The organism is Candidatus Melainabacteria bacterium, assembly GCA_003963305.1.
Taxonomy (GTDB): Bacteria; Cyanobacteriota; Vampirovibrionia; order Obscuribacterales; family Obscuribacteraceae; genus PALSA-1081.
In genome coordinates this window covers 46,795-72,933 of sequence record RXJR01000009.1, presented here as the reverse complement: position 1 = coordinate 72,933, position 26,139 = coordinate 46,795, and the positions used below count along the sequence as shown (strand labels likewise).

Below are 26,139 nucleotides of genomic sequence, written 5' to 3'. Positions count from 1 at the left end.
GCTATCCTGGTCGACTCGAAATAATGTTTTTCTCGATTTCATATCACCTGGAAAGCCAATGGAGAACGCAATTTGCGAGTCTTTCGGTGGACGTTTTCGTGACGAATGTCTCAACGAATCTCAACGAAAATTGGCTTCTAAATCTTGATTACGCTCGTGCCACCATTGAGGATTGGCGCGATGTCTACAATCGTTTTCGACCCCACGAATTACTCGGTAATTTAACACTCAAGGAGTTTGCACGTTTCCTCAACAAGAAGGAAGTTTCTGCTTGACGTGGTACAACTTTTTGGTGCAGGTCATAGCGTCACTACGATTTGGTGAGGGCGCACAAAATCTCCCTCTCCTTTGAAAGTTCACAACTCTGATTTACGTTTAAAGGCTGATTGAAGCGATTCGATTGTGGTCTCGTTAATTTCAATAATGTTGTTTATCAGAAGTGGTTCAAGGTTGATGGATAGACGCTTCGGTACCGGCGGATTCTGTCTAAGAAAATCTGCGCGCGGTGATATAACGAGCGATGAATTTTTCAATTCAATCTTGCCCAGAAAACGATACACGTTTGAAAAATTTGTGTAATCGAAAAAGAATTTGCAAGTCGTTTTGCCTGAAGTAGTAACTTTCAGGAATATTTTTCCGCCGCCAGGATAAATGCCACCCGGTTGAGCTAGAAATTCTGCGGTCGTCTGAATGCTAGAAATTTTTCGGTAAACAGCAAAGTAAGAATCATAATTATCTCGAATGTACTTGTTAGCCTCATCCAAAATAGTTTTAGTCGCTGATGACTGATCACTGACGGACCAGACGCTATCGTAGATTATTCTATTAAATGCCTTCAAGAGCTCGTTAATGTTTTGTGGCAATTCTCCAAACGTCACGTCAACGTACCGGTAAAAGTCCGTTATGGGTCGTATTTGCTCAACTATCAAATTGTCTCTCGAATCACTCTTAGAATTGCGCTTCCGGCAGTCAATATAAATGTGACTAAAGTTGGTTAAGTGGAGTCCAAGCTCTCGAAGTTTCAGGGTCCACATCTCGAAATATTGAATTATCTTGATGTACATTGAACTTGACGGTTCAAATATAGTCTCATCACCATAAAATCGCATGTCTATCAAGAATCTTTGCTTAGAAGTCATCTCAAACCTCAATGAAACTCTAGTGTCATGGTTAACTTTCTGCAGATTGGCGATGCGAGAGTTACGGTTTCCGCTCTCTTTAAGGGAGCCAGAATTCTTACGGGTGAGCGTGGTAATTCACGTATGAAATTGGCTACCGAGACATTGTTCGAGGTTGATTGCTGGCTGCTCGATATCTGAGGAGACCACATTAAAAATGTGGCAGCTACCAGAGGCGGCAACCAGAGCGGCAGGCTGGAGAGAAGAAGCTTTGGTTTGACTCGTGCCGTGATCAATGTTTTACGGTATTTCATATTTCATTGGTGAATCATGTCATTCTACATGGAGAATTCGATGTTGGATAAAGTCGACGTGGTTGGTGAATCAAGCAAATCAACTTCAGGTGGTCTAAGTGAATTGCACAAATCCGCTTTCAGCAGTTGTTGTTGTTGTTGTTGTTGTTGTTCTTCTTCTTGTTAGCGCTAGGGATGGGACTAAGGCAATTCTTCAGACTTTTGTATGAGACAACTGCGATATCGTGCGGGTTTTGTATTTCGTGGACATTCAACTTTCAACACATTTTGCGTAAACTCTTCATTGACGTGCGGTTTGGGCTTGTAGATTATATCCGACGCGTGAGTTTTGATTGTTTGAGCATATTGGGTTCACGTGAGATATGCCTGGCTAGCTGAATGTGCTTCACGACACTTAAATGCAAGGTGTGACTTTTTTCCGGCAACTTGTTTCTCTGGTATCAGGCAGGGTTTGCGGTTCCTGGTTCTATTGCAGGCATCATTCGAGAATTAGGATTTGTAGAATCTGAATGTCATGAGCAAATATTTGTGCATTCTTAAATGCTAGTGCGGACTCTGCGCTTCCAGTCTTGTAACGTATTTTCGTAACACCTTGTTGTTTTGTTGCGGCACCGCTGATGGTTTTTATGAGTTCGTGCCCGGTTTTAGTTTTGAGGTATGTTAGCGGAGTTGGCTTAGCAGGCACAGGAGCCTTTTGGTCTCTATCAATGGAGGCGTCTATTGCAGTATCTTTGAGTCTCAATTCAGTAACACGAACATTTCTTGGACTTCGGCGCACAGCGACCTTTCGAAATCAACAACATGAATACATTCAGTCAACCTGGTTGATCAGGATGGCTACGAGGTTGTGCGTCGCAGCTGTTACTCGAATTGAACGGCTCAAAAATTGAAGGACCCGAAAGTAGAAAGTAGAAAGTAGAAGTATGTTCGTCGTATCTTCGTGTCTTCGTGTCTTCTCGCACTAACTTCGCACTGCTTGCGGTGGACTCCTTAGAGTTCTTACACTGGACTACTCGGAATTCTTGCGCTGGACTCTTGCAGGTGTGCGCGGAGGATCCGGGAAGCGATGTGCGGGGCGAAGTACGGAGAGAAGTACGTCAACCAAATCAATGAAATGAAGAAAGGATCTACACATGATCAATCCATTCAGGTGGCGGCTGGCTCCTCAGGATCCATCGCCTGATAGTAAGACGACTGATTCGTATTTTGAGAAGCTGGTGAAGTATATTCCTGCTGATATCGTGGCAGCGTATGTGACGATCGCCGGCTTGCTCAGTGAGCACAACAATCAACCTCTCTGGCTGACCTGGGGCGTTTTTGGTGCGCTTCTGGCCATGACACCTCTTTATGTGTGTTTCATAAAGACTGACCCGCCGGGTTTTGCGCCGAGCAAAATGTTCCACTGGCTGACTGCGTGTCTGGCCTTCACGGCATGGGTGTTTGCGCTCGGGGGTCCGTTCGCCGCCACCTTCACCTGGTACCAGCCGTACCTTGGATCAGTCTGTCTGATCCTCGTAACTTTGATAATTCCTGTTATCGAAGGTTCGTGTTACAAGAATTCCCCTGCTAAGCGAGCGGGGGGCAGCGAATAGAATAGTTCGCATTCGTCCAATAGAAAGGAACGGAAAAATGAAACGTCTACTAGTAGTCGCGCTGGTGGCTTCGACGCTGTTGTCTGGATGTGCCAGCTTCAACCCGCCGGCCAATACCCACGAGCTGACGGTCGGCAAGGCTTACTGGATCGACACTGATGCGACCAGGCGTGGCATCGTTGTTTTGCCGCGCGCCGATGGCAAAGGTATGCAGGTTTGTTCGGAGCCGTCGCCCGATGTTGCGCTCCAGACTGTGACGCAGCTCATGGCGCAGGTTTCTCTAAGCAATCCGCAGGTGGATGCTAAGACGCAGCTCGAGTTTTCCACTGCAGTTATCGATTTGAGCAAGCGTTCGCAGACGCTGCAGTTCTTGAGGGAGACTCTGTTCCGTCTTTGTGAGCAGTCTCTCAATAACAATCTTTCGTCTGACCAGGTGATGCAGCTTTATGAGTTGGCTGTTAAGACGGCGCTCGTGATGGCGCAGAGCGAGCTGGCAAAACAGCAGGGGCAGTTGGTCAAACAGCAGGCGGACCTGTCACGCTTGCTGGCAGATCCGGCCGTGCGCAAGATGTGGAGTGAGATGACTGCCGGATCCAGGTAGCAGGCGACCTTAGTATTACGGGTGGAGATGACCACCCTGGTTGGATAGAAATGTCCAATGTTCAATGTGGACCTTCCTGTTAAAGAGGACACTAAGGGCTAGCACTGTTTCTGGTGCTTCGCCGAACGGTACAAAAGAGGACGAGAAGATGTCTGCCAACAATGGAATCTACATTCTCAAGACCAAGGCTACTAACGGTGCTTTCGAGTATCGTGTGCGGGAAGTGCATGCCATCGAGAACCTGTTTGATGGCAACAACGGCAACCTTCCCCGTGAAAAAGAACTGTGCTCGCTGTTCGGTGCAAGCGAGATCCTCAAGGAGGACTTCGATGCATTTTCTGTGGCTAATGATTTGTTAGTCGAGCTGGAAGAGCAGGGGCTGGAAGTGGAGTTCGGGGTGCTTGTTCTGGAACTCGACTCTGTGTTTCCTGCCTGCGCTTGATGTCTTGATGTGAGATCAAAGATCAAAGTGGGTGCGCAGTCCTGCGTGCCTTAGATGAAACTGGCTTAAATGCCAAAGATTGAAAGATGGAGAACGAATATGGAAAACGTGATCAGCACTGCCGACGTCAATGGACTTCTGGTTGATGGACTTCTGGTTGATGGAGAGATCCTGTCCGGGACGGTGAAAAAGCCGTTCATTCAGGATGGAAAGCTGATGGGTGCGATCCTTTCTTTTGAGGGGCGCGGCGAGACTGCGCTCTTGCATCGGAAGCAGATGTTGGGCGGCAACAAGAACGATCGGCTGGCCAACTTCAAGCTGGGGGATGTGCTGACGGTCAAGTTGCTGGTAAGTGGCGAGCGTCCGAACCGTCGCACCTGGGCCAGTGAAGTCGGTATCGACGACACGGTTATCGTGGAGCGTCTGAGCGCGGACAAGCCGAAGGGGCTCTTCGGGAAGGTGGTCAATGCCACGGACTATGGTGTCTTCGTGGAGTTGCAGTGTGGCATGGCGGCGGGACGGCGTGGTTTGATCCACTCCCGGAATCTGTGCCGGGGTGGGTCGCCTTCTCTGGGCGCGTTCACCTCATTCGTTCCCGGAGCAGAGATTGAGGTTGATGTGTTGGGTGCTCTGGTCGACGACAAGGGCGGTCTTCGTATCGACCTGGCGCCTTCGGTGCGCGCCTGAGTTTGCTTCGTTAGTGCCAGGTAGCGAAGAGCAGTCAATCACTAAGTAGAGGGAGCGCGGTAGATTGCGCTCCCTCGCTCTGTGATATCTGCGATAGGGCAAAACTGGTGTAACATCTGCGAAATATTGACAAGCGGTGTTTCTTAACAAAGGCTGCAATGCCACTGTATATGATGCCTAACAAGAAATTGTCTGGTATTGTATACGGTATCGCGCAGCTTGCGTCAACCTTGCGTAACTTCGGCTAGATGTTGATACTTACAGGGTCTTTTATGTCCGTACGTTTCACCGAGTCTGTTCCTTCTTACCAAGTCCTGTGCGAACTCTTTCATTGCAAACCAATCTCTTTCGGGAGGTTGGTTCGATCTATTGTTCCTCGGTTGCGGCTTAGTTGCTGCTTTCTGGACCAGAAGATAGTTGATAGGCAGGATTGTAATTATGCAGACGGACAGTGAGAACGCATATGGGCATAGTAAGTACGCAGACGGGATAGTGAGTGCGTATGCCCATAGGACGGTCTTAGTAGACTGCGGCTAGAAGACAAATTTTCAGTCTCACTTTTAAGGAATGTGCCCGACACAAGAACAAGCTGATTGCATAGATGATGCAGTTCTCAGAGGGGGCTGTTGCATTTATGGCAAGAAGAGCTGATTGCGTAAGTGAGGCAGTTCTCAGAGAGGGCTGTCGCATTTATATGGCAAGAAAAGCTGATTGCGTAAGTGAGGCAGTTCTCAGAGAGAGCTGTCGCATTTATATGACAGGCAGCTAACTGTTCGTGTGTCAGGAATTCCTTTCCATCGAAAACCTTCGGGCGATGTTCCCGAATGCAAAAGGAAATCAGAACATGCCAACTACAAGATACGTCGACGAGGTCGGCGGAAACGATGCCAACTCCGGTTTGACTTTCGCGCTGCGGAAGAAAACCCTGGCTGGTATTGCCAGTGCCGGTGTGGCCGCTGGCGACACGATCCGAGTGATGGGCCGGGCGCCTACCGCTTCGGGCATCAATGCCACGTTCACCAATCTGTCCAGTGCGGTGACGCTGGCCAGTGCTCTGACGCAGAGTGTCTACACCAGTGGTGCAGCCTGGTCGCCCAAGACCAATGTCACCAGTACGGGCAGCCAGTCAGGCAAGTTGAGCGCCACCAGTGCGGTCAACGTGGTCATAGCGGCTGCTTTCACGACCGGTGTGGCGGCTTTCTTCGCCACCGGTGCGCTCAACCTGAGCACCTACCAGCAGCTGTCCTTCTGGGTGAAGCCGAGTGTGGCAGTGGCGACCGGGGTGCTTCGGCTCGACCTGTGCAGTGACACGGCCGGTGCGACGCCTGTCAACCAGCTGACTCTGCCTGCGCTTGCTGCCGGGCAGTGGAACCTGGTCACTATCGACAGCGGTGCCAACTTCGGCGCCAGCATCCAGAGCATCCGGCTCTTCGCCATCAGCGATCCGGGCGCGGTGACTCTCACCCTTGATGACATCGTCGCCTGTAAGGCGTCTTCGGCGGTGAACTGTCTCACCCTGAACAGCCTGATCTCGTCTGACAATGCCACCTGGTATGGTATCAAGTCGATCAACGGCACTGCTGTCGTACTCGATACGGGTGGTGCGGGGTCGGCGGTGACTGCCAAGGGTATCTGGTCGGGCACGACCGGTTCGGTGGCACTCTCGATTCTGCAGCCTCTGAGCAGGAGCGCGGCAGGCGTTGGTGGTCTTGCCATCACCGACACTTTCAACAGTGCAACGAGCGGCACGGCCGGCAGCCCGATCATTATTTCGGGCGGCTGGGATACGACCGGCATGACCACCCAGAACGGTCTGTCTGTGTTCGACGGTGTGGCTGCCGGGGCAACGGCTGGTCTGGTGGTTGGGTGTGACTATGTCACGCTCGATCGTATTGGTTTCACCAGGTTTACCACGCCTATCAATTTGAACGGTTCGACGAAGAAGGGTTACACCCTTTCCAACTTTACTATTTCGGATTGTGGCGGTCTTTTCACAATGCCTGCGCATGCAGTCACGTTCAATGCGGTGAATGTGCTCAACTCGCCGGGCAGTCTGAGCATTCCTCAGACCACCAACTACAACACTGATGCCGTGGCTTACAGCCTGGCTTTCGTGAAGATGATCGGCAATACTAGCGGTGACGGTATCGTTGTCCCTGCCAACGTGGGATCGCCTGCAATCAGCATCCACGATTGCTCGGTGATCGGCTCGACCACAGGCAACACCAATGGCTTCAACATCTCCAGCCCCTGCATCTTCTATAACAACACTGCCAATGATAACGCTTCGGGCAGTGCTGCGGTCGGCTTCCTTTTCCAGAACATGAATGGTTTCGTGGGCTATAACCTGCAGGCTCGGAACAACTCGGGCGCGCAGGTGCAGTTGAACAATGCTTACGTGGAGATCTTCACGCTCGATACCAACTTCAACCTGGGCACTCAGGTGAAGTTCACGAGCGGCAGCGAAGGTGAAGCGATCATCTACAGCTGGACGCAGAATGGCACGGCGCCGAAGGTGGCTCTTGGTGATCCTGCGACCGGGGAGACTTCGGGCAATGTGGTCATCGCTCATCGTGAAGGCGGGCTCGTGGCGAACAACAGCATCTACAGCGACTACGGCACGATCACGACGACTGGCGTCACCGGTCAGAGTGGTGGCAGTGGCTGGAAGCTCTCGCCGAACGCGAATGCTTTTGCCAGTTCGCCTTTGCGGCTGAATGTGGGCAAGGTGCCCTGTGCTGCCGGTGTGCCGACGACGATCAAATACTATGCGCAGCTCAGTGCGGCGTCTGGTATCAGTGCGCAGCTGAAGATCGCAGGCGGCCGCTATCCGGGTGTCGGTTCGCCCGGTACGGATATTGTGGCTGCAGTTGCCGGTACGGCGTGGACGCAGTATTCGCTCACCTTTACGCCGACTGAAAACTGTGTGGTCGACGTTTTCTTCGAGGCCTGGGGCAGCTCGAGCCTGACGGCGAGTGTCAGTGGTCCGGTGACGATCACTCAGTAAACCCCTGGCATAGAAAGGAAGAAAACAATGACTACAGCAACATTCGACTTGTGGCAGGCCTACCAGGGCGCGCCATTTATCTGGGGCTCGGTGCAGGACACGACAGTCCTGGCCTTCAATTATCAGGGCGCACCGTTCCTGACCAAGAACGAGCCTCCTGCTTCGGTGCAGTACAGCTACGACAAGCTTGGTCGTCTGACTCAGACTTCCTTCGTGCCAAGCGGCACGAATGTTGCCACCGTATACGATGCGGCGGGCAACAGGAAGTCCGTGGTGACAACGCAAGGTCTGGGCGGGCTGTAGAAGCCAATTCAGACAGCAGTTAAGTGAGGCTAGTTCCTTAAGTACAGGATACGAGCCTCGCCCTAGCTACACACATCAACTGAACATGAAAGGACTAAAAATGATACCGGATAACAATGAAAACCCGGAGAGCAAAGAGATTGAGGCAGGTACGAACGTGCCGCTCTTGTCTGACATTCATCAAACCACTGAGGATACCGCAATGCCAGATCAAGTAGAAGCTGCTGGAGATCAAACCGCGGTGGTTTCAGGGGGGGCTTCTGCGCCCTTCAGCCAGGTCCGTGAAGTGTCCATGCCGGGTTGGACTCCCGAGGAGGCGAAGCGTATCCTCAGCACTCGTCCTGTGCCGCGTACGACTTTCACCACAGAACAACTGAACGGTCGCAGCGCTATTGCTCCTGCTTTCCTTGATTCAGGAGTGGTGCAAGGACCTGATTCAATTGCCGAACTTGCTCGGGCTCTCAACAATGATCCGAACCTGATTTACCAGTTCGTTCACGACAACATCAGCTACTATCCGGCCTTTGGCGTGTCGAAAGGTCCATTTGGCGCCCTGCTTGACGGTGCGGGCTCTGCATTCGACCAGGCAATGCTCATGGTCGCTTTGTTGCGGCAGGCTGGCTATACGGCAAACTACGTGCTTGGACAGATCACATTAAGTGCAGCGCAGGTGGCTTCCTGGCTCGGCTGCGCCACTGATGCAGCGAATGCGAATCGTGCTAACGATATCTTCTGGAACGGAGGTCAGCCCACCACCTACAATATCAATGGTGATGGCAGCCTCAACACGATCACGCTCTTGCACTGCTGGGTGCAGGTGGACATCGGCGGCACCTTGTATGTTTATGACCCGGCCTTTAAGGCTCACACCTACAAAACAGGTATTAACCTGCAGACTGCTACCGGCTACGTGCAGGCCGACCTGATCAACGCCATGACGACCGGTGCGACCATCGATCCGAATGGCGATTTCGTTCAGAACCTCAATCACGCGGCGATGAACACTAAGCTCGCAACGTATGCGTCCAATCTGGTCAATTACATCAAGACCAACATTCCTGATGCCACCATGGACGATGTCGTAGGTGGTAGGCAGATTGTGCCGGCGACCATTCCGCTGTTCCAAACAGCGCTACCTTACGAGACCGTGGGGGATGTGCCGACGATCTGGACGGGTGATATTCCGGACAGCTACAAGATTTCAATTACGTTGAGTTTTGCCAACGTTTTTGGTTTGACTTTTACATCGGACCAGGTTTATGGACGTCGCTTACACATTTATGCGGAAGCAAGTGGTTTTGCCCAGCTAGCTCTGGACGGAGTGATTCTTGCAACGGCGACAAATCAGTTTAATGGGACGAACATTTCTATTGTGCATAACGCATATCCCAACGGCGCCAGTAACAACGCGTTCTACAACGCCGGTTCCTTTGGTTATATCGAGCTTGGATTCGGTAAACCAGGACGTGGAATGGCAGATCATCATCGAAGCCTGATGCAACAGGCTATTGCCAGTGGACTGCCTCTGACCGCTGAGGCCGTTTATGGTGAGGCAAAAGCTGTTGCGGGGGCGGATTATTATGCGCAGAGTTGCAAAGGTATTCTTCTTGCTCTAGCAACGATGAACACTGGTGGCGGTTATTCTGCAATTTTCCACAATTTTGTGGGATTGATTCATTACGATCCGAACTATCCAGACTTTAGCTTCGACCTGGGATCTCTAGTTTTAAGCAATCTGTTGATGAACAACAGTTTGCCTTCTGCCCAGCCAGGCCTGAGTTTTGCCGGTGTTCACAACTCTAGCCTGGAAGCTCTTGTTTTACGCCAGGACATTAACTCGGGACTTTCCGCTAATACGTACGTGCCTGCGGCGAGCCAGTTGGGCTACAAAATCTTCTATACGACTCAGGCTAACCTTGCCAACGTTAAGAGTCAATTGGTTCTGTGGAACCAATATGCAGTTGGATTGCTTAATCCGCAACAGCTCCTGTCACAACACGGTGATTTGACTTTCGATCACTGGCAGGGCGATGCATGGATGCAACTTTACCCTGGCAACGGCGCCGGATTTATTTCAGGTGGACTGCGTGGTGGCTACAACACCCAGCTTGATACCATTACCAGTATCATTAATGGCATCCTTGGTGGACCGCGGAAGCCGAAGCCTGGGCAGGGTGAAAAGATTGGCGATCCAATTGATGTATTTTCCGGCGCGTTCAGCTTGAACAAGACTGACCTTTCGTTGGGCAGTGGTGACTTCCCATACACGCTAGCTTTCGATTCGCTCTATGACTCCTCAAACCGGTTCAACGATGGAGTACTAGGGTTGGGGTGGACCCACAATTACAAATGGAATGTTGCAGTCAGCAGTGACGGAAATAAAGGGCTTGGAGATGACTCGCCTATTGAAGCTGCAGCCGCGATTGTTTCAGTGCTTGCAACCACTGACATTGCAGCAACGTTCTCGGGCGGATATACAACTGTGGCAGCGGCTGCCATAGCACTGTCTGAATACTGGCTGATTGGACAAATGGCCCAGAATACTGTGGTCTTAAAGACGCCGACAACCGAAGAGATCTTCTACAAGCTGCCAGATGGTTCCTATCATTCTCCACTTGGATTGACGGGTTCCCTGACGTTGAGTGGTGGTCTCTATTCATACAAGACGCCCGATCAGGTGACCTACAATTTCAATAGTGCAGGTGACGTTTCGACTATTGTCTATCCGTTCGGAGTCACGGTCACTCTCAACTACACCGCAGGGGTACTGACCAGCGTCACCAACGGAATGGGGCGCACGCTGACCCTCAACTATACCAGTGGCAGGTTGACTTCGGTGACAGATGGCACCGGCCGTAGTGTCAGTTATTCTGTCGATGTGAACAAGAATCTGACGCAATTCACTGACGCGAACGGCAAGCTCACAACGTATGCTTATGGACAGCCTGGGCTGATGACACAGATGTTTGCGCCGCAGAATCCTGCGTCTACGCTTTTCACCAATGTCTACGATACGCTCGGGCGTATTCAGACGCAGTCTGATGCGCTCAGTAATCTGTCTGTTTACCGGTTTGCGGGTGCACGTACCCAGCAGACAGACCCTGTGGGAAATAACAAGGTTTGGTATTTCAATGGGTTTGGCGATATCGTCGCCTCGATCGATGCGCTCGGCAATAAGACAGCCAGAGTATACGACGGTCGTCGTCGTCTTACGTCTATTAGCTATCCCGAGGGCAATACCCTGTCGTATACGTACGACAACATGAACAATGTTTTGACGGCTACCGCATCTCCGAAACCCGGATCGCCGTTGGCAAACATCGTCAATACTTTTACCTATGATGCAACCTATAACAAGGTGCACACAGCGCAGGATGGTCGGAGCAACGTTACAACTTATAATTACGATCCTGCTACTGGAAATTTGCTTACAATCCAGAGACCGGTGATAGGTGGACAAACACCGACTGTCACCTATACATACAATGGTCGGGGACAGGTTCTGACGCGGACTGACGAAACAAACATCGTCACCCAGTACAACTATGATGCAACCACTGAAAAGCTTCTTTCGAAAGTGGTTGACTTTGGCATTGCGCCGCATCTCAACCTGACGACTCAGTATGGATATAACGGTGTTGGTGATGTCACAAGCATCATCGATGCGCGGTCACATACGACCACTTTCCTGGTTGATGTATTGCGTCGTACCTATCAGCAGACTGAAACGGCGCCATTTAACTACGTCACTAAATGGACATGGGACGACAACAGTCAACCAATCAAGGTGGAAAAACAGACGGATGACGTGCTCAATCCGTGGCAAACTACTTCGATTACCTACTCGCTGTCCGGTAAGCGTAAGACTGTGATCGATCCGTCCGGCAACGTCTTTACGCTAACTTATGATCTGGCAGACCGGCTTTCTCAGATTACCGATGCCGAGAATCGTAGCTATTCGATTGCTTACGATGCTCGGGACCTGGTCTACACGATTACCGACCCGACTAACGTAATGTCCGAAACTCGTACTTACACGGTCAACGGACGGCTTTACCAGCTCACGGATGCCCGCGGTAACGTAACAACGTTCACTTACGACGGCTTCGATCGCAATGATAAGGAGACTTTCCCGGACAACAGCTTCTTGCAGAATCAGTCGTATGACGCCAACGGTAACATTCTCACTGTAGTGACCCGGTCCGGCAATACGATCGTCAATACCTTCGATGTGTTGAACCGGCTTGCAACTCGGACACCGCAGGGACAGGCTCAGGTGACCCTGACTTACGACCTGGCCGGGCGCCTGACGAAGGGCAATAAACCGGTCGTCGCCGGGGATCCGTCTACTGGTGATTTCCAGTATTTCTATGATACAGCCGGTCGTGCTTTCAAGGAGCAGTACCCAGACTCTAAAACTGTTGTTCACGTGCTGGACAACAACGGCAATATCACAAAGACTACCTATCCGGATGCTTACTTTGTGGATCGTGTCTACGATGAACTGGATCGACTCACTGATATCAAGCTGAATGGCGCGGTTGGTGCAAGCGCGGTAGTTTTCCAGTATGACTCCTTGAGCCGACGTAAAACGATGACGTTCAGCAATGGCGTTGTCACAAATCTCGGCTACGAGATTGATGACGACGCAGCCACTCTGACACATGCGTTTAACGGGTCCAATGTCAGCTTCACTTATGGTTCGAATAAAGTTCATCAGCTGACCAGTCAGAGCGTTAGCGATAGTTTGTTCGTGTGGCATCCGGCTGCTGTAGGTAGCTCGAGCTATGGTCCTGCAAATGGGGTCAACCAGTATCCGAACATTGCGGGCGTGGCACAGAGCTACAATACCAATGGCTGTTTGACTGGTGATGGAACCTGGACCTTTGGATACGACACAGAGAATCACTTGATCTCTGCCACCAAAACCGGTGTCAGTGCATCATACGTGTACGATCCGCTGCATCGACAGGCTCAGAAAGTGGTCGGTTCGGCAAAAACGCGCTTCATCTATTCTGGTTGGCAGCGCATCGCTGATTATGACGGGGTTGCAGGCACTCTGCAAAACCGATATGTGTACGGTCCTGGTTTGGATGACCCGATGGTCCAGGTGTCGAGCGCGGGCGTTGTCACTTTCTTCCATCAGGGACGCCAGGGGTCTGTAGTGGCAATCACGAACAGCTCAGGCGTTGTTTCTAATCGCTATGCATACTCGCCATTTGGTGAAAGCGCCAACATGGCAGGGACAACTATCGGGTTCCAGGGACAGCGATATGATGCGGAGACTGGGTTGTATTACTTCAAGTCTCGCTATTACTCGCCGGTCACTGGAAGATTCTTACAACCGGACGTTATTGGGTACGACGGGGGGGATAACCTCTATTCTTTCGTTTCGAACGATCCCATGCGGCTAAACGATCCTTATGGACTAACAGGAACTGCTCCAGGCACGATATTCGGAGCTGTACAGAGCACGATGCTTGTGCCAGGAAAACCAGGACCTTTGGTTCACCCGCCGACAGGAATGCCGGAAGGTACACCGCTCGAGCCCGAGCCGGGCGTGTCGGTTCCTCCATACTTTATTCCTTGGTATTACACTCCGAAACCTGACGGTGAAGGTAAAAGGGTGCGTACTACAGATGAAGGATCATCCGGTCCAAAAATTCACAAGCAGAATCCTTCACCCAGTCCTAACCCACCGGATGACAAGAATGGAACTGAGAAAGAGAATGAAAAGAAAAATAAAGGCAATCCTGATAATAGACCGGATCCAAAAACAGAAGGGAGATTGGCAAAAGCAATTGAAGACGCGCAAAGAGCTAGAGATATTCGAGACGGTGCACAAGACTCGATGGACCAGTGGGAGGGTGATTTGACCGAAAATGACCGAAGCGAAATACGCCGTGCAATTAATGAGAAATCACCCAGCGAGTTTCAAAAATGGATGAATGGTAAATACCTGAATCCCATGCCCAACCGTATCAACTACAATTAACCTATAACCAACGACAATGTGTTTACCTTAAGCGAGAGGGAAACCTCTCGCTTCCATAAAGGACTCATTAATAATGAAATATACTGATTTTACTGTTGCAATGGGAATTCCTATTGCTGACACTAATTTGCTACATTTGATTGGTGAACAATCTGATGATGATGATGAGCTTCCGAAACCCGAAGGTCTGACTTATTACATTTTTCGAAGAACTGGTGTCGAAATCATTGCGCGTGGTGCCTCTAGGAACGTCTCAACGGTTATTTTGTATGGTCCAGAATACGCCACCAACTATGATGTTTTCTTAGGTGAATTGCCAGATTCAATTGCTTTCGGTGAATCGGCGAATGATATCAAATCTAAGCTGGGTCCGAGCGATTCGCAAGTGTTAACTGATAAACCAGGCGTAGACGAAAGGTTGTTTTTGAGACTGCGTTACAAGCGAACTGGGCATCTTTTAGATCTAGTATTCAATCAGCATGAATCACTTTTTCTTGTCCGACTACTTGCTGTGCCCCAGCCCGCAAGAATTTAACTGAAAGATTGCTCCCAATTGCTTTCTAACAATGCTGCTACTTTATTGAAGTGCTATTCAATTTTTCTCTAAAATCGAATATTTTCGATTTTTAGATATTGGTTCTTTTCTCGACTACACCGTTGGCGATCGCGGTCAAATTCATCGTGAGTTGGAATGAAAAATGCGTTCTACAATTCCTTTGCGCAAACGCAACGAGTCATTTGGTTTGAATCTACAAGACGCCGAATAAAAGGTTTTGAACAGCTATAATAAGCGTATTCCAATTGTATTTTTCGAACGAGTCAATTTTTTTGAAGTTGTAGACGGTAGAGAAATGAATGTTTCGACCACCCTTATGAGTTTGGCGTGTGCTGCGGGATCTGATCGATTGACACTCGCCAACCTTATGCGAAATAGTTTGATTGTACTCATTCTGATTTTTGCGATTACTGGATGTACTAAGCAAAAACACGCCCCCGTAAGGAACCAGAACAACGCGCAGGTTGCTGCTTACCCTGTTGAGAGTGGACTTCTAACAAGAGGTAGTTCGCCAAAGTCATTGAAGGTTTTGTTCATTGGAAACAGCATTCTATACTGGCATAACGTACCGAAGATATTTGCAGACTTAACGGGAGCAATAGATCCACAAAAGCGTGCCAAAGTCGCGTATGTAGTTGGCAACAATTATTCATTGAAGGATCATTGGGATGCAAATGCAGCACGAAAGTTCATTCGCGAATTTGGACCCTGGGATTTTGTAATACTTCAAGATCAGACCAATACCGAATTTTCCGAGACCGCCGAGGAGAACGAATATATAGAAGCATTTGTCAAGGAAGTTAGATCGGTTCATGCAAATCCGCTGCTTTTTCAAACGTATGTAGACGATGATCAGTGGGCCGAAGAGTCTAAAGCAAATTATGAGGACCTTGCTCGCCGTGACATGGTCAAATTACTGCCGGTCGGAACAATTTGGAACCATCTAAGAATCAGTAATAGGCAGTCACTTAAGTTGTACGATTTAGATGGACATCATCCTTCAATGCAGGGAAGTTTTCTGATTGCTCTCGCGACACTTGTTGCGACGGATAGAAGCATCTCAGCTGCAATGTTCAATCGCATTAATTACGAAAACATCGACTTATTTTCACTACGTGTCATAAGTAATGCTGTCTTAAGTTTTGGCAGATAACAATTGCTGTTTTCGCACTAACAGATTGGTTCTAGTATAGAAGTGGATGTTTAGTTAATAACCATCCACTTCGCAACACGCAGTATACTGCTGTATCAGGATGATTCTTAAGGACAGCTATGGGGCAAAATTCTACAGATTATTTGATTGTGCTGAACTGCGATGACCATGCAGACAAACATAATGTGGATAGAGAGCGCGCATTGGTTTGGCATGCCTTTTCTCAGCTGTTTTTAGATTGCAATTGGTCTGATGAAGAGCTCAGCTGTATCGGTGATCAGATTTCAAAAACACGGTTCTCGTTACAGGAGTTAAGCTTCATTTTGACAGATGAAGTTTGGCCGGTTTGCGCAGCTAACAAGCTCATGTTGTTCGGGGGTGAAGGTGCACTTGGTTTTGAAATTGATTGGTTAATACGGCAATGCAGCGACCGGCACAAAAAGAATAGTTATCGTTTGCCGAGCGATAGTAATTTAAATGACCTACCTTGGACGTTGCACATTAAGGCACCATTATTCTTCGAATCTTACTTAATGCTTTGCAGAGTTAAGAGAATTAGAAGCGCCAGCAGCTAAATAGCAGAATCTAGCGAGGACAAAGTTGTGGGCGGCGCACCTGCGATTGCTATTCGGTGCAAATTGTGCTTCGCCACTCTGTTATTTTGTTGTTGTCCATAGGCTAATTCGAATTAGTAATTCGATAATTTAGACTATTTCTCTCTTCTTTTCTTATTTACTATTCTAGTTTTTTGTCTTTGAGTCTAAATAGCCTAAATTGTTCTTTTTTAGATATAAGCGACATTGGAATAGTGGTTAGCCCTTACATGCCAGAAAGCTGACAGGACCCGGGGCGTTGGAGGAGTTGTGTCAAGTTTGATAGAGTAGTAGAACGATTTTGGCTGATTTATTAGGGATCCGGCGTAGAGAGCATGACTATCAGCATTGATGAGCGGAAAGAAAGAGCGCGGACGTTCAGAATCAAGTCTGATATGTCTTTTTTCAGTGCGCAGATTGAGATGGAGAAAGAGCTCTATCGTGGTGTCTGTAACAGGGCGTGGTATGCGGTAATGCAGATTGTCACAGCGGCAACTTATGAGGATATGACTGACGAGCCCGGTCAGGACAGAGCGAACTGGTCTCATGAGCGGCAAAGTATCATGTTTCGCAATTTTGTGAAAAAGCATAAGGTCTGGGATAAGCACAAGGCGCTGGCGACCGAGATTGACATAATGCGGGAGCGCCGTAATGATGCAGATTATATTGCTCCAACCGAAAGGTATTTCAGTCGTAGTGATGCGGCAAAATCACTGGAGATAGCGGGAAAAGTGAGGAATGTAGTATTTGAGCTGATTGGTGATCGCTGGGATGCACATGGACAACTAGGTTTAGCAGACGTGGGACTTGTGGAGCAGCAGGAAGGACCTTTATGACAAAATTGGTGCAGGCAGACCAGGTGCAAAATGACCCAGCGAACGCAACGGAAGCGGAGCGCAAGGTCATTGCTGCTTTACTGGAGAAGGCGCAGAAAGTGGTTCCCTCTGCGAAGATCAGATATGTAGAGCGTGAGCGCGATGACGTGAGTGTGTTGCTTGTGGTCAGTTTGTCTACGGCCGGAGTCGATGACTCTGAGAACTTCGCGCTTTATTCCCTGGCGCATGAGTTAGAAGAAGCTGAGAGCATCAATTTTGTAGTGACTCAGAGCAGTACGCCCACGTATGGCAATCAACTGCTGAAGCTTCGGGACTTTCTACCGGCTGAGAAAATCTCGGTGGATGCTAAAGAGCCAGCTGCTTTTAAGAATCCTCTCTGGAGAAGGGCTCATGAGCCATATAGAGGGATTTTGTTGTACGGGCTGCCGATGTGTGTGCTGACAGTTTTGTTTATGAATTACGCATATGTGCCGTCATTGATCTGGGCTCAGCACAATTTCCCGCAGTTTTTTCCGGGTGGTAGTGTACCTGCAAAATATGAGCGTAAAGTTGATGCTGTGAACCGGAGTGTTGATCAATCACTAGAGGAGATCGGGAGAGAGCTTGGCAAGATTGATGAGCTGAAGTTGACTGATGAGCAAATTCGGAATCTTCGGGCAGAAAAAGCTTTGCTGGAGAAGGTGCGGATCCAGCTGCACGGTAGTGCGGAGATTAGATAGCATCGGCTGTAATTAGGTTGCGGATCAGGGCAGGCGCATGGGGGCATGCGATAATATCGTGTGTCTGGGACAAGAATTGTAGGAGTGGAAATGAATAAGATAATTGCATTGATGTTTGTTTTTGTTATGGGCACTACATGTGGTGCTTTTGCGAAAGAAGTAAGAGTCAAAGGCTATACAAAGAAAGACGGTACGAAAGTAGAAGGCTACACGCGCACAGTCAAAGATAAAGCGCCTGCCGATACCGTTGAAGTGAAGGGTTACACAAAGAAAGACGGTACCAAAGTGGCTGGTTATACGCGCAAGAAGGCGAAATAATCCTGCACTAAGATGTTCGGTATGGTTTTGGCACGGCAATACATATGAAACTCCCGACGAGAATTCCAATTGCGAGAATAGAGAATTCGTATACTCGCAATATTGGAACGTTTAACAACGGCGAAATGTTTATGGGTTTCGTTGTCGCCGACTTCGACAATCATATGTCGATGCCACTTCCTGCTGACTGGTCGCCTTACAAGAAATGGTATTCGATACTCCATCTCTTCGATTCGGAGGGGTATCATGTTGAGACAAAGCACTGGTTTGCTGGTCGCACTTCGGACGGAGAAGGGAAGGTTATTGAACTTGCGAAAGATAGACTGGATACTTTTATCTCGGAATTGAGTGGCGTTCAGTTTAGAGATATTTCTGTATGTCTGTTCAAAACTACAATAGATGATTGCACTTTTGGGCTAGTTGCGAATCACAATGCAGGGTACGTGCAGCTTTTGCCTAATGATTTCATATTTTCTCCACCGTGGAATGGGGAGTTCGATACTTAGAAGCAATACGTGCGTACTGCGCGTATTGCCTGAGAGAGAGGGCAGGAATGGTGTTGAATGAGTCATAAGAAATTCGCGGGCATGCCGGTGAAAGTGGGTTTTACTATCGTCAAGCATGACGGCTGTCTCTGGCATCTCGTCAATATTGATGAGAGCAAAAGGTATCACTGGCTGGAAGTCGTCGAGAACAAAGATGGGACTTACTGCTGCACACATCCGAATCGGACGATGATCAGCGATTCGCCGTTGAAGGATGAAGGCTAGTCTAAAGGCACTAAGTCGCCGAACCGATGATGTGTCTAGTTCGTTTAATGCAGCCGGTGGAATCTTCCGGCTTCAGTTTCAAAATCCGCGCTGTAAGATGGCTTGTCAATTCGACGAAAGCGAGATCTCTTTTTGCATAGCATCTTGTAGGAACATGCCCAAAGTGGATAGTTCTGTTTCGCAGATGAACGAGCCGAAAATGCTGTACATTAATAAAGAGCCGAGATGAGTATAGCCAGTGAAAAAGCACCTATACAATTTTTTGATTGTCTTCTCCTTGAGCAGCTCAGCAGTATTCGCGGGGCACCACAATTCTGCAAGTTTCCTGTCTTATACATCCGAAGTAGAACATAAAGCGATCCTAGATTTGAGTCCTTGGTTTGATGATTTTGAGCAGACACTTCGAACACAGCCCCATTATCATAAGTTCGTTTCCGCCATCGCCGAAAGTTTTAAACAAAATGAGAACGTGCTGTGCACCTTCACTGTGGAGCGGGATGGAATAGCTAGAAATTTGTCTGTGTTAGAAAATTCAAGTTCCAAAGCTGTAGATAGAGAGTTAATATCCCTAATTCAAACCAGTCACTTTTCCAATATTCCAAACAATTTACCTTCTGAGCGCGGAGTTGAAATTGAATTTTGGAAAGCCGATGGCAAAGTATACATGTGGAGTCGTTTAAATCGTGCAACATGTAATGAGAAAATTTTGCTAGTAGACTACGCAGGAAACAGCACTTCAAAAACGCTCGACGCCTGGAACAATAGCAAACGGTTTAGGAACGGTTCCGACGCCGAGTTAGCTCTTTAAATGTCTTAGTTCTAAATCGCACGACATTGAACAACAACTCGGTCGTTTCCATTTTTTCTTAACCCGCAGCTTCTTTTGAGGCTTTTATTCTTGCCTGTTTACTGCCGAAATAGTCATTTTCCTATTGTCAACGAATGCCGATTTCTCTCTGTCACGAATCAAGTCCAGTCGGAAAAATTCTTTCCTTCTGATTGCCTGTAAATTTTGTCACGGTGCCGTTCGGATGCGTAAATGTGCGAATGGTGTCGTCTGCATTGCTTGTTAGGCGCAAGCCTGATGGGCGTTTGACGATCCAGGTACCATCGGGTTCGAAAGTGTACAGTCTGCCGCCCGGCAATTCGATCATGCGAGTGCCTGTGGGGAGATTCATTGTCAGCACACCGCCTAGTCTCTTCTCAGTAAAAATGTACTCGCCGTTGCCGGTTGGGATATGGCGTTGAATCAAGCCATTGTCGAATTCTTTGTACACGGTGCCGTCGGCTTTTGTGGTCACGAGGCTGTCGCCGATTCTGGTTTGAAAAGTGCCTTCGCCGAGATCCGTCATGACCATGTTTTTGCCGGCCAGAGTTTTTTCAGCTATCTGAGCAAGTTTGCCTTCAGCCAGGCGTGTTCCTAAAGTGAATCCGGGCCCTAATGTGGTGGAGCATAAGAGGAGTTCGAAGGCAGGTTTGCCCAGTTCGTGAGCGAAGGTTCGTTTCGCATTCAGTTCTTGAGTTGGATCGTTCCAGGCTGACTTGCAAGCATCGAACAACCGGGCGTTTCGGGCCCAGGCTTCCTTGCGTGGTGTGTCGTCTTCGAGCAGCATGGAGCCGACTGTTATCGCGAGCGCGGGCAGAACGACTTCAGGAGCGGCTGTGCACACAGCAGCTGTTGCTGTGGTCATGAGCATGTCTTTGGCCACTGTGCCGCACAGGCTGGCTGGATCCTGGGCGCGTCGCCAGATTTCATTGAATGTACCTTCCCCGGTGCCATTACATACGATGCTTGCTTCACGGCTAACTTTGTCTACGAATGTGTCCTGACTCACTTGGTTTACCTCGTGGTTATCTATTTGTGGTGATGTGTTTTGTGTGGTGACTTGCTGTGTGTGGCGATGAGTGTTGCGATGTGCGATGTGCTATGTGCGGCGATGTGCTTAGGAGGCGCGATGTGCTCAGCGTGTGTTGAGCACGGCTATGCTTTGAGCGTGACGATATGCTCAGAGCGCGTATCAGTTCATGTACTTTGAAGAGAATTTACTGAGGATTTTTGGCAAAATCAGGGCATGGTTGGTCGATCTTGGAAGGCTATCTGCAGAATCTTCAGGAGATACACGCACAGGCGTTCGCTTATGAACTTGTGGGCATGCTGGGAGCACGTCCGATGAGCGATCAGATCATGGACAACGGATTCTTCTTCTGCGTAAAGGCATGGGCTTCGCAAGAATTACTGGGCAACGCTCAGCCTGCCACAACGCCAGTGAGTCCAAGTGCGGCGTGCAATATTGCGCCATAGAGCCATAGAATGGATTAACTTAGGCAGTGCAAGCGGGTTTGCTTGCACTGCTTTTAAATACCTTGTCGTCTAAATTGTTGTACTGGCAAACTCTGCTTTCCAATTCTTTGCCGCGTTAATCGTCCTAATGAGCACACAACATTAGTTGCACCAGTCTCATCTTTACTTAACTTAGCTTTTATACCGAACTGATCTTTATGAGGTAAATTGTTTGGTGGTTCATCGAATGGCGCACTATCCCTGATTAATTGAACTCCTTTTTCCAGCAAGTCTTTTGACCCTGTGGAATCAACCGCTAAGATGTTGTTGCAACTGCCATTTTTATCCACTGAAAAGCTAATCGTTATTCTGCTGTCAACATTTGGTGCGCATTTTAAAAGAGCGGATGCGCTTTGAAAGTGTCTCGAACTTTTTATACGGCTTTCAACTTTAGTCAGCCATGGCTTAAGTTCGTTCTTTGCTTCGATTAAATCAGGCGCATCGTCATTAGGAGGCATCTGACTGCCGTGCGCTGGACACGCAGTCAAGGCAAGAAGCATTAGTAAAACTGCTCTGCTATTTTTCATTCGTAAGAACCGTCCTTATTGTCAGTTATTGATGCAAGTGTTCTCTGACATTATTGTAGCTTGCGGTGGTTCCTACCCGGCAGAGTTAAGACAATTCGAGTGATGTGGCGTCGATCGACTGTTTGGAAGGCATCCAGATCTTCTGAAACGTTTGGACGTCAGATTGGAGGAGCTGGCCGCTGGCTACAGAGCGGAAGTCTTGAGCACATGTCGTGTTTTAAATGAGGCGTTGCCACCTGCTCAATATCGCTGATTTTGCAGATTGCCGTTTATAGTTAGATGCAGTTGTTTGCTGCAATCTACAAACATTTGAAGGAGGGGAGATTGAGCGGGTTTGAATCAAATATTCAATCCTACATGACGCGCAGGCAACCACCTATTAATGGCGCCGTTCCCCTTGGGTAAACCGATCTCAGACTTCACAAATTCACCACTAATTTTTTGGTATTATTGAGTTACTAAATTGCACATCGGTGAATCGATGTCGTTTGCGGGAAAAATCAGTGATTTTTGCGCATCGACCGAGTAGAACGACTGAGAGGTCAATCCGATGTTTAGAATATCTGAGTTATTTAATAGTTTGATTTGCTTGACGCGTTTTTTTGGCGTGGTGAAAGCTTCTGATATGGATGATCAGATCGCCAGAATGCTGCGCAAGAAAGACGCCGTTAAGGGTCTGTTAGAAAAGAAAATCGCTGAACTGGCGAAGTCGGACTTCTACAGAGACGCTGCCAGAAAGAGTGAACTGGAGAATTTGCTGGGACATCTGGATGCCTGGGCAGAAGCATTGCAGCTGGTGCAAGCGCGCATGCATGCACAGCGTTTTGGCATGGCAGCAACACATTTCGATGATCAGCTCTGGCCTCTGACGGTGAAGCTATCAACCAGGTATCAGTTCGTTACAGGAATATTTGGCGAGTGGCTTTATGACACCAACAGTCTTTATATGCTCATGCCCGAATATGTTGAGCGGTGCATGGCGAGCCGTGAGGGAGCTGTTTCGAGTGTGTCGGGGGTGGAAAAACGGCTGGAGAACTTGCGCATCAGTGAGATGGGCGAGCTGAAACTCTGCCAGGATTGTGGGCAGCCGATGATTCCGTGTCAGGATTGTGGTGCCTGGGTTAAGCCGTGCTTCCTGAGAATGGGAATGAGGCACGTCTGTGATGCTGGTCGTGGGGATGGGGTTCGCGGGAATGTTGTTCGTGGTGATGGTGTTCGCGGTGAGCACAGTGATGCTGCACGCAATTAATCAGGTGTGTGATAGAAGAAGAGAGGACGGATGCTGAGGTATCCTCCTTCGGATGTAAGTGAGGATGCTCAGGGGCGTCGGAGTTAGTGACTAAGACAGTAAGTGGAGATCACAATCAAGAGGTTTGTTATGAGTGAAGGTAATCAGTTAACTCAGAGCTGCAGCAGTTCTGATAAGGAGTGGGAACATGTTTGTCCGGAATCAACTATTATCCCTGAGAAATATTTGAATCAATTGCGTGATCTGGGTCTCTGGTTTACTGCTGCGCCGCACTGTTTCAATCATGGTGTGTGTATCTACAAGCCGATAGAGGCTGGTGGCAATGGTTTTGCCGCATTCGCAGTGACCGATACGGTTAGATTGCTGGAGGAGAATGGCGAGCTGGTGACTGAGAGATTGAACCCTAAATCAGATGCGGCTGTGCTGGTCTTTCATCAAAATCTGGATGAGACGTGGGTTGTTTATGGAGTGGATTGTGTTGGTGGCATGGGACCGGCAGATTTCTATAATGTGTGGGATTCGGCTGAAGAGGCAATTGCTGATATCAAAGATTTTTACTTCGGTGATCCAGCGCGAATGAAGGCGAAAGCGCGGGTGCAGGGAAGAGCTTGAATGGAAGAGCTGATCCAGACTTGAAAAATGGTATGTTTTGAGAGAAACAGCGCTATAGAAACGAAGTTGACGCGCGGAATCGCAGGTGGCACCCATGCACAAACTGGAAAAGTGTGATAAGCCTGAGCAAATTATGTAATGAGAAAAGGGTGCGTGAGGATTGAAGTGAAGAATTCGATTGTCTGGAGATGTGTCTTCGGTGCGTTCGGTTCTTTCGTCTTCTTAGTCGGGAGCAACTGTTCAGTTGCTTTGGGGTCCGGTGGTGAGGGGGATCATCACCGTAAAGTCACAGTGCAGGTAAAAGAACGTGTTACCGATGCAGATTTTGTAAAAGATATACCAAAATTTCGAGCGGCGCTGTTAGATGCGGAGAGGGCGAGACCAAGAAACAAGAAATTGGTAGCCAAAAGGTGTTACGAGCTGGCTCGCTTGCTGGTTCATGATCGCAGTCCGGGAAGTTTCGCTGAGCAAGAAAGATTGTATAAACGTGCGTTAAGTCTGACTGACGAGAGAGCAACAGAATATGCAACTTATGAGGCAGCGTGGAGTGATTGTTCGCAAAGTACAGCGCATCGTTATGCGTTGAAGAAGCTAAGGCTGGCTAAAGACGAGAAGACGAAGATGTTTTGTTGCATGAACCTGGCCTGCGAGGCCATGCAACATAAGCAGTCTAGCCTTAGTCTTCATTGGACCCAAGAGGCATTCGATCATTACCTCAGAACAGATGAATTCGTTTCTTGTTTCTTTCCCTTTGGGCTTATCTATTTCGATTGCCTGGTGAAAGATGGTCATGCAGAAGAACTGGAGAGGTTTCTTAAGTCGTCACTGGGTAAAGTTGAAGAACTGCGTCCAAATGATCGGATGAGAATAGCTGGTATGAACTACCTGGTATTTGCGTTCTTAGCAGGACAAAACAGGGATGATGAATGCAAAAGTTTTCTGGAGAAAGCCTTGCAGTGCGACCTGACAACAGGTTTCAGTCGCTATAGTGGAACTTGCTCGCTATTACCTGAAGTGCCGTGCGATGGGGCCACGATGGCTGCACGAGTTATTGTTGTTTGTACAAAAGTGGGTAAGGACAACCCACAATTAGCCAGAGAGTTATTGAACAAATTGTTGGCGTCGCAGGAGAAAGTACTGGCGAGTGATTCGCTTGGTGTGAGTTTAACTAAGCAAGCGTTGCGGGAGTGCAAGTAATTATGCTGAAGTGTTCAATGAGCGGACCTATCCGGCATATTTGCCTGCAATTTCAACACATTTAGCAAGAACCGTCCTTCAGCCTCGGGTCCAAGAATATGAGCCTGACTTCCATACGATTGCGGTCTTAATGCGTAGAATGCACATTGATGCTTTCAGTATTTTTGTCAATACTATGGGAGGTATAGAAGGGTAACCATTTCCGGTAACACGCCCTGCTACCTCTTTGTAAAAAACTGGTTTGAGAGAATGCACAAGTCCATATTGAACAAGGTTGCGCCGGTCGTTGAATGTATAGCTCCGTGTTCTGTGTTTCTTGAGGGTAGGCTAATCGCACTTTCTATCAAACCGACAGACAGAGGGCTTAGTGCATTGATTGGTTCACTGATATTGTCGCTTTTATTGGTCAACACCATGGCAGCTCAGGCGGAAGTGGAGCAATCTCCAGCACCTGTCCGAGGTGTTCACTGTGATTTTGAGCGCGTCAACAAGTTCTCGAAATTCAATAAGATCAGGTTGGCAATTATGTCTGCTGATGGCATTGTGGTGCACTCCGATCTGGCGGGGCGTTATAACGCAAGCCGGGCGCTCGTTACAGGCACGGTATCGTATATGGTGTCAATAGATGTAAATGGGAAAATCTTGTCGATGAGATTAGCAGATAGCTCCGGTAATGAAAGAAATGATGCAATAGCAGCCAGACTGATCAGAGCTGTCTCCCCATTAAAGACGGAGCCGCCGTACGAAGGGGCTTTGAAGATATTATTTCAGCATGATGGTGACCTGGTTAAGGTGTTGCCGATGTCATCGCCTACTGTGTCCGGTGCCATCAAAAGCTGTGTGCCTCCCTTTCCTGTTCTCGTGCCGCTGAATCAACAAGATTACGAGCGGGCATTGAGTCCTGAAGACGCAGGATGGATTCAACGGACAACTGCTGAAATTATGCATCAGCTAAATAACCGGAACCTCAACGTGGTAGGTACGCGCTGTTTAATGGAGATTTCATCCGCGGGAACCATCGTTGCGCCCGTTTACTTTTCGTCTCCACTGCCTGAAGAGAGACACAGTAAATACGTGTCAGCATTTCTGAGCTTATCGTCGCTGCCCAAATTCAGTTCAGGAAATAGCCGCTATGTTCTTGTTGGCTTTGACGACAGAGGGCAAATCACGTCTTTTCGCCTGCCGCGATAGCTGGACAGGTTCGAGTTG

25 protein-coding genes are annotated in these 26,139 nt (G+C 48.7%); 22 read left to right on the top strand and 3 right to left on the bottom strand.

Going from position 1 to position 26,139, the window contains the following annotated elements:
• The first annotated feature begins 23 nt into the window (after positions 1-23).
• A complete protein-coding gene (locus EKK48_10380; GenBank protein ID RTL42392.1) occupies positions 24-275 on the top strand; it encodes a hypothetical protein in 252 nt (83 codons plus the stop codon).
• Between the two features lie 81 nt (positions 276-356).
• Here EKK48_10380 and EKK48_10375 read toward each other — a convergent pair whose 3' ends face one another.
• Positions 357-1,139 (bottom strand): hypothetical protein, encoded by a 783-nt coding sequence (locus tag EKK48_10375; GenBank protein ID RTL42391.1) that lies wholly within the window; start codon positions 1,137-1,139, stop codon positions 357-359.
• Positions 1,140-2,565: 1,426 nt separating this feature from the next.
• Between EKK48_10375 and EKK48_10370 the strand changes: the two genes are divergently transcribed.
• From EKK48_10370 to EKK48_10295, 16 genes are all read left to right on the top strand, one after another.
• Positions 2,566-3,024, top strand: a complete 459-nt coding sequence (locus EKK48_10370; GenBank protein RTL42390.1) for a hypothetical protein — start codon at positions 2,566-2,568, stop codon at positions 3,022-3,024.
• A gap of 37 nt (positions 3,025-3,061) precedes the next feature.
• Positions 3,062-3,625: a hypothetical protein gene (locus tag EKK48_10365; protein RTL42389.1), complete on the top strand. Its 564-nt coding sequence runs from the start codon at positions 3,062-3,064 to the stop codon at positions 3,623-3,625.
• Positions 3,626-3,773: 148 nt separating this feature from the next.
• Positions 3,774-4,067 (top strand): hypothetical protein, encoded by a 294-nt coding sequence (locus EKK48_10360; GenBank protein RTL42388.1) that lies wholly within the window; start codon positions 3,774-3,776, stop codon positions 4,065-4,067.
• A gap of 99 nt (positions 4,068-4,166) precedes the next feature.
• On the top strand, positions 4,167-4,754 hold the full coding sequence (locus EKK48_10355; protein ID RTL42387.1) for a hypothetical protein: 588 nt from the start codon (positions 4,167-4,169) through the stop codon (positions 4,752-4,754).
• Between the two features lie 844 nt (positions 4,755-5,598).
• Positions 5,599-7,761: a hypothetical protein gene (locus EKK48_10350; protein RTL42386.1), complete on the top strand. Its 2,163-nt coding sequence runs from the start codon at positions 5,599-5,601 to the stop codon at positions 7,759-7,761.
• Between the two features lie 27 nt (positions 7,762-7,788).
• Complete coding sequence (locus tag EKK48_10345) at positions 7,789-8,064, top strand: hypothetical protein (GenBank protein ID RTL42385.1); 276 nt, start codon at positions 7,789-7,791, stop codon at positions 8,062-8,064.
• An 85-nt stretch (positions 8,065-8,149) separates the two neighbouring features.
• Positions 8,150-14,059, top strand: coding sequence for a hypothetical protein (locus EKK48_10340; protein ID RTL42384.1), 5,910 nt, complete (start codon positions 8,150-8,152; stop codon positions 14,057-14,059).
• Between the two features lie 73 nt (positions 14,060-14,132).
• Positions 14,133-14,594: a hypothetical protein gene (locus EKK48_10335; protein RTL42383.1), complete on the top strand. Its 462-nt coding sequence runs from the start codon at positions 14,133-14,135 to the stop codon at positions 14,592-14,594.
• A 238-nt stretch (positions 14,595-14,832) separates the two neighbouring features.
• Entirely contained in the window at positions 14,833-15,768 is a 936-nt protein-coding gene (locus tag EKK48_10330) for a hypothetical protein (protein ID RTL42382.1), read from the top strand.
• A gap of 119 nt (positions 15,769-15,887) precedes the next feature.
• The gene (locus tag EKK48_10325; protein ID RTL42381.1) at positions 15,888-16,343 is read left to right on the top strand and encodes a hypothetical protein; all 456 of its coding nucleotides are present in this window, start codon (positions 15,888-15,890) and stop codon (positions 16,341-16,343) included.
• Positions 16,344-16,696: 353 nt separating this feature from the next.
• Positions 16,697-17,197 carry a HEPN domain-containing protein gene (locus EKK48_10320; protein RTL42380.1) on the top strand — a complete coding sequence of 167 codons (501 nt, stop codon included), beginning with the start codon at positions 16,697-16,699 and terminating at the stop codon, positions 17,195-17,197.
• Positions 17,194-17,916: a hypothetical protein gene (locus tag EKK48_10315; GenBank protein RTL42379.1), complete on the top strand. Its 723-nt coding sequence runs from the start codon at positions 17,194-17,196 to the stop codon at positions 17,914-17,916. Before EKK48_10320 ends, EKK48_10315 begins: the two co-directional genes overlap by 4 nt.
• Before the next feature lie 90 nt (positions 17,917-18,006).
• On the top strand, positions 18,007-18,234 hold the full coding sequence (locus tag EKK48_10310; GenBank protein RTL42378.1) for a hypothetical protein: 228 nt from the start codon (positions 18,007-18,009) through the stop codon (positions 18,232-18,234).
• A gap of 44 nt (positions 18,235-18,278) precedes the next feature.
• Positions 18,279-18,740 carry a hypothetical protein gene (locus EKK48_10305; protein RTL42377.1) on the top strand — a complete coding sequence of 154 codons (462 nt, stop codon included), beginning with the start codon at positions 18,279-18,281 and terminating at the stop codon, positions 18,738-18,740.
• Between the two features lie 57 nt (positions 18,741-18,797).
• Complete coding sequence (locus tag EKK48_10300) at positions 18,798-19,004, top strand: hypothetical protein (protein ID RTL42376.1); 207 nt, start codon at positions 18,798-18,800, stop codon at positions 19,002-19,004.
• Between the two features lie 238 nt (positions 19,005-19,242).
• Positions 19,243-19,812 carry a hypothetical protein gene (locus tag EKK48_10295; GenBank protein RTL42375.1) on the top strand — a complete coding sequence of 190 codons (570 nt, stop codon included), beginning with the start codon at positions 19,243-19,245 and terminating at the stop codon, positions 19,810-19,812.
• Positions 19,813-19,963: 151 nt separating this feature from the next.
• Here the strand turns inward: EKK48_10295 and EKK48_10290 are convergent, their stop codons facing one another.
• On the bottom strand, positions 19,964-20,839 hold the full coding sequence (locus EKK48_10290) for a hypothetical protein (GenBank protein RTL42374.1): 876 nt from the start codon (positions 20,837-20,839) through the stop codon (positions 19,964-19,966).
• Positions 20,840-21,060: 221 nt separating this feature from the next.
• Between EKK48_10290 and EKK48_10285 the strand changes: the two genes are divergently transcribed.
• The gene (locus tag EKK48_10285; protein ID RTL42373.1) at positions 21,061-21,306 is read left to right on the top strand and encodes a hypothetical protein; all 246 of its coding nucleotides are present in this window, start codon (positions 21,061-21,063) and stop codon (positions 21,304-21,306) included.
• Positions 21,307-21,359: 53 nt separating this feature from the next.
• Here the strand turns inward: EKK48_10285 and EKK48_10280 are convergent, their stop codons facing one another.
• On the bottom strand, positions 21,360-21,872 hold the full coding sequence (locus EKK48_10280; GenBank protein ID RTL42372.1) for a hypothetical protein: 513 nt from the start codon (positions 21,870-21,872) through the stop codon (positions 21,360-21,362).
• A 550-nt stretch (positions 21,873-22,422) separates the two neighbouring features.
• Between EKK48_10280 and EKK48_10275 the strand changes: the two genes are divergently transcribed.
• The 4 genes from EKK48_10275 (at position 22,423) to EKK48_10260 (ending at position 26,121) form a co-directional block, all read left to right on the top strand.
• Complete coding sequence (locus EKK48_10275; protein ID RTL42371.1) at positions 22,423-23,121, top strand: hypothetical protein; 699 nt, start codon at positions 22,423-22,425, stop codon at positions 23,119-23,121.
• A 129-nt stretch (positions 23,122-23,250) separates the two neighbouring features.
• Positions 23,251-23,733, top strand: a complete 483-nt coding sequence (locus EKK48_10270) for a hypothetical protein (GenBank protein ID RTL42370.1) — start codon at positions 23,251-23,253, stop codon at positions 23,731-23,733.
• Positions 23,734-23,898: 165 nt separating this feature from the next.
• Positions 23,899-24,930 (top strand): hypothetical protein, encoded by a 1,032-nt coding sequence (locus tag EKK48_10265; protein RTL42369.1) that lies wholly within the window; start codon positions 23,899-23,901, stop codon positions 24,928-24,930.
• A 249-nt stretch (positions 24,931-25,179) separates the two neighbouring features.
• On the top strand, positions 25,180-26,121 hold the full coding sequence (locus EKK48_10260; GenBank protein RTL42368.1) for a hypothetical protein: 942 nt from the start codon (positions 25,180-25,182) through the stop codon (positions 26,119-26,121).
• Positions 26,122-26,139 lie beyond the last annotated feature (18 nt).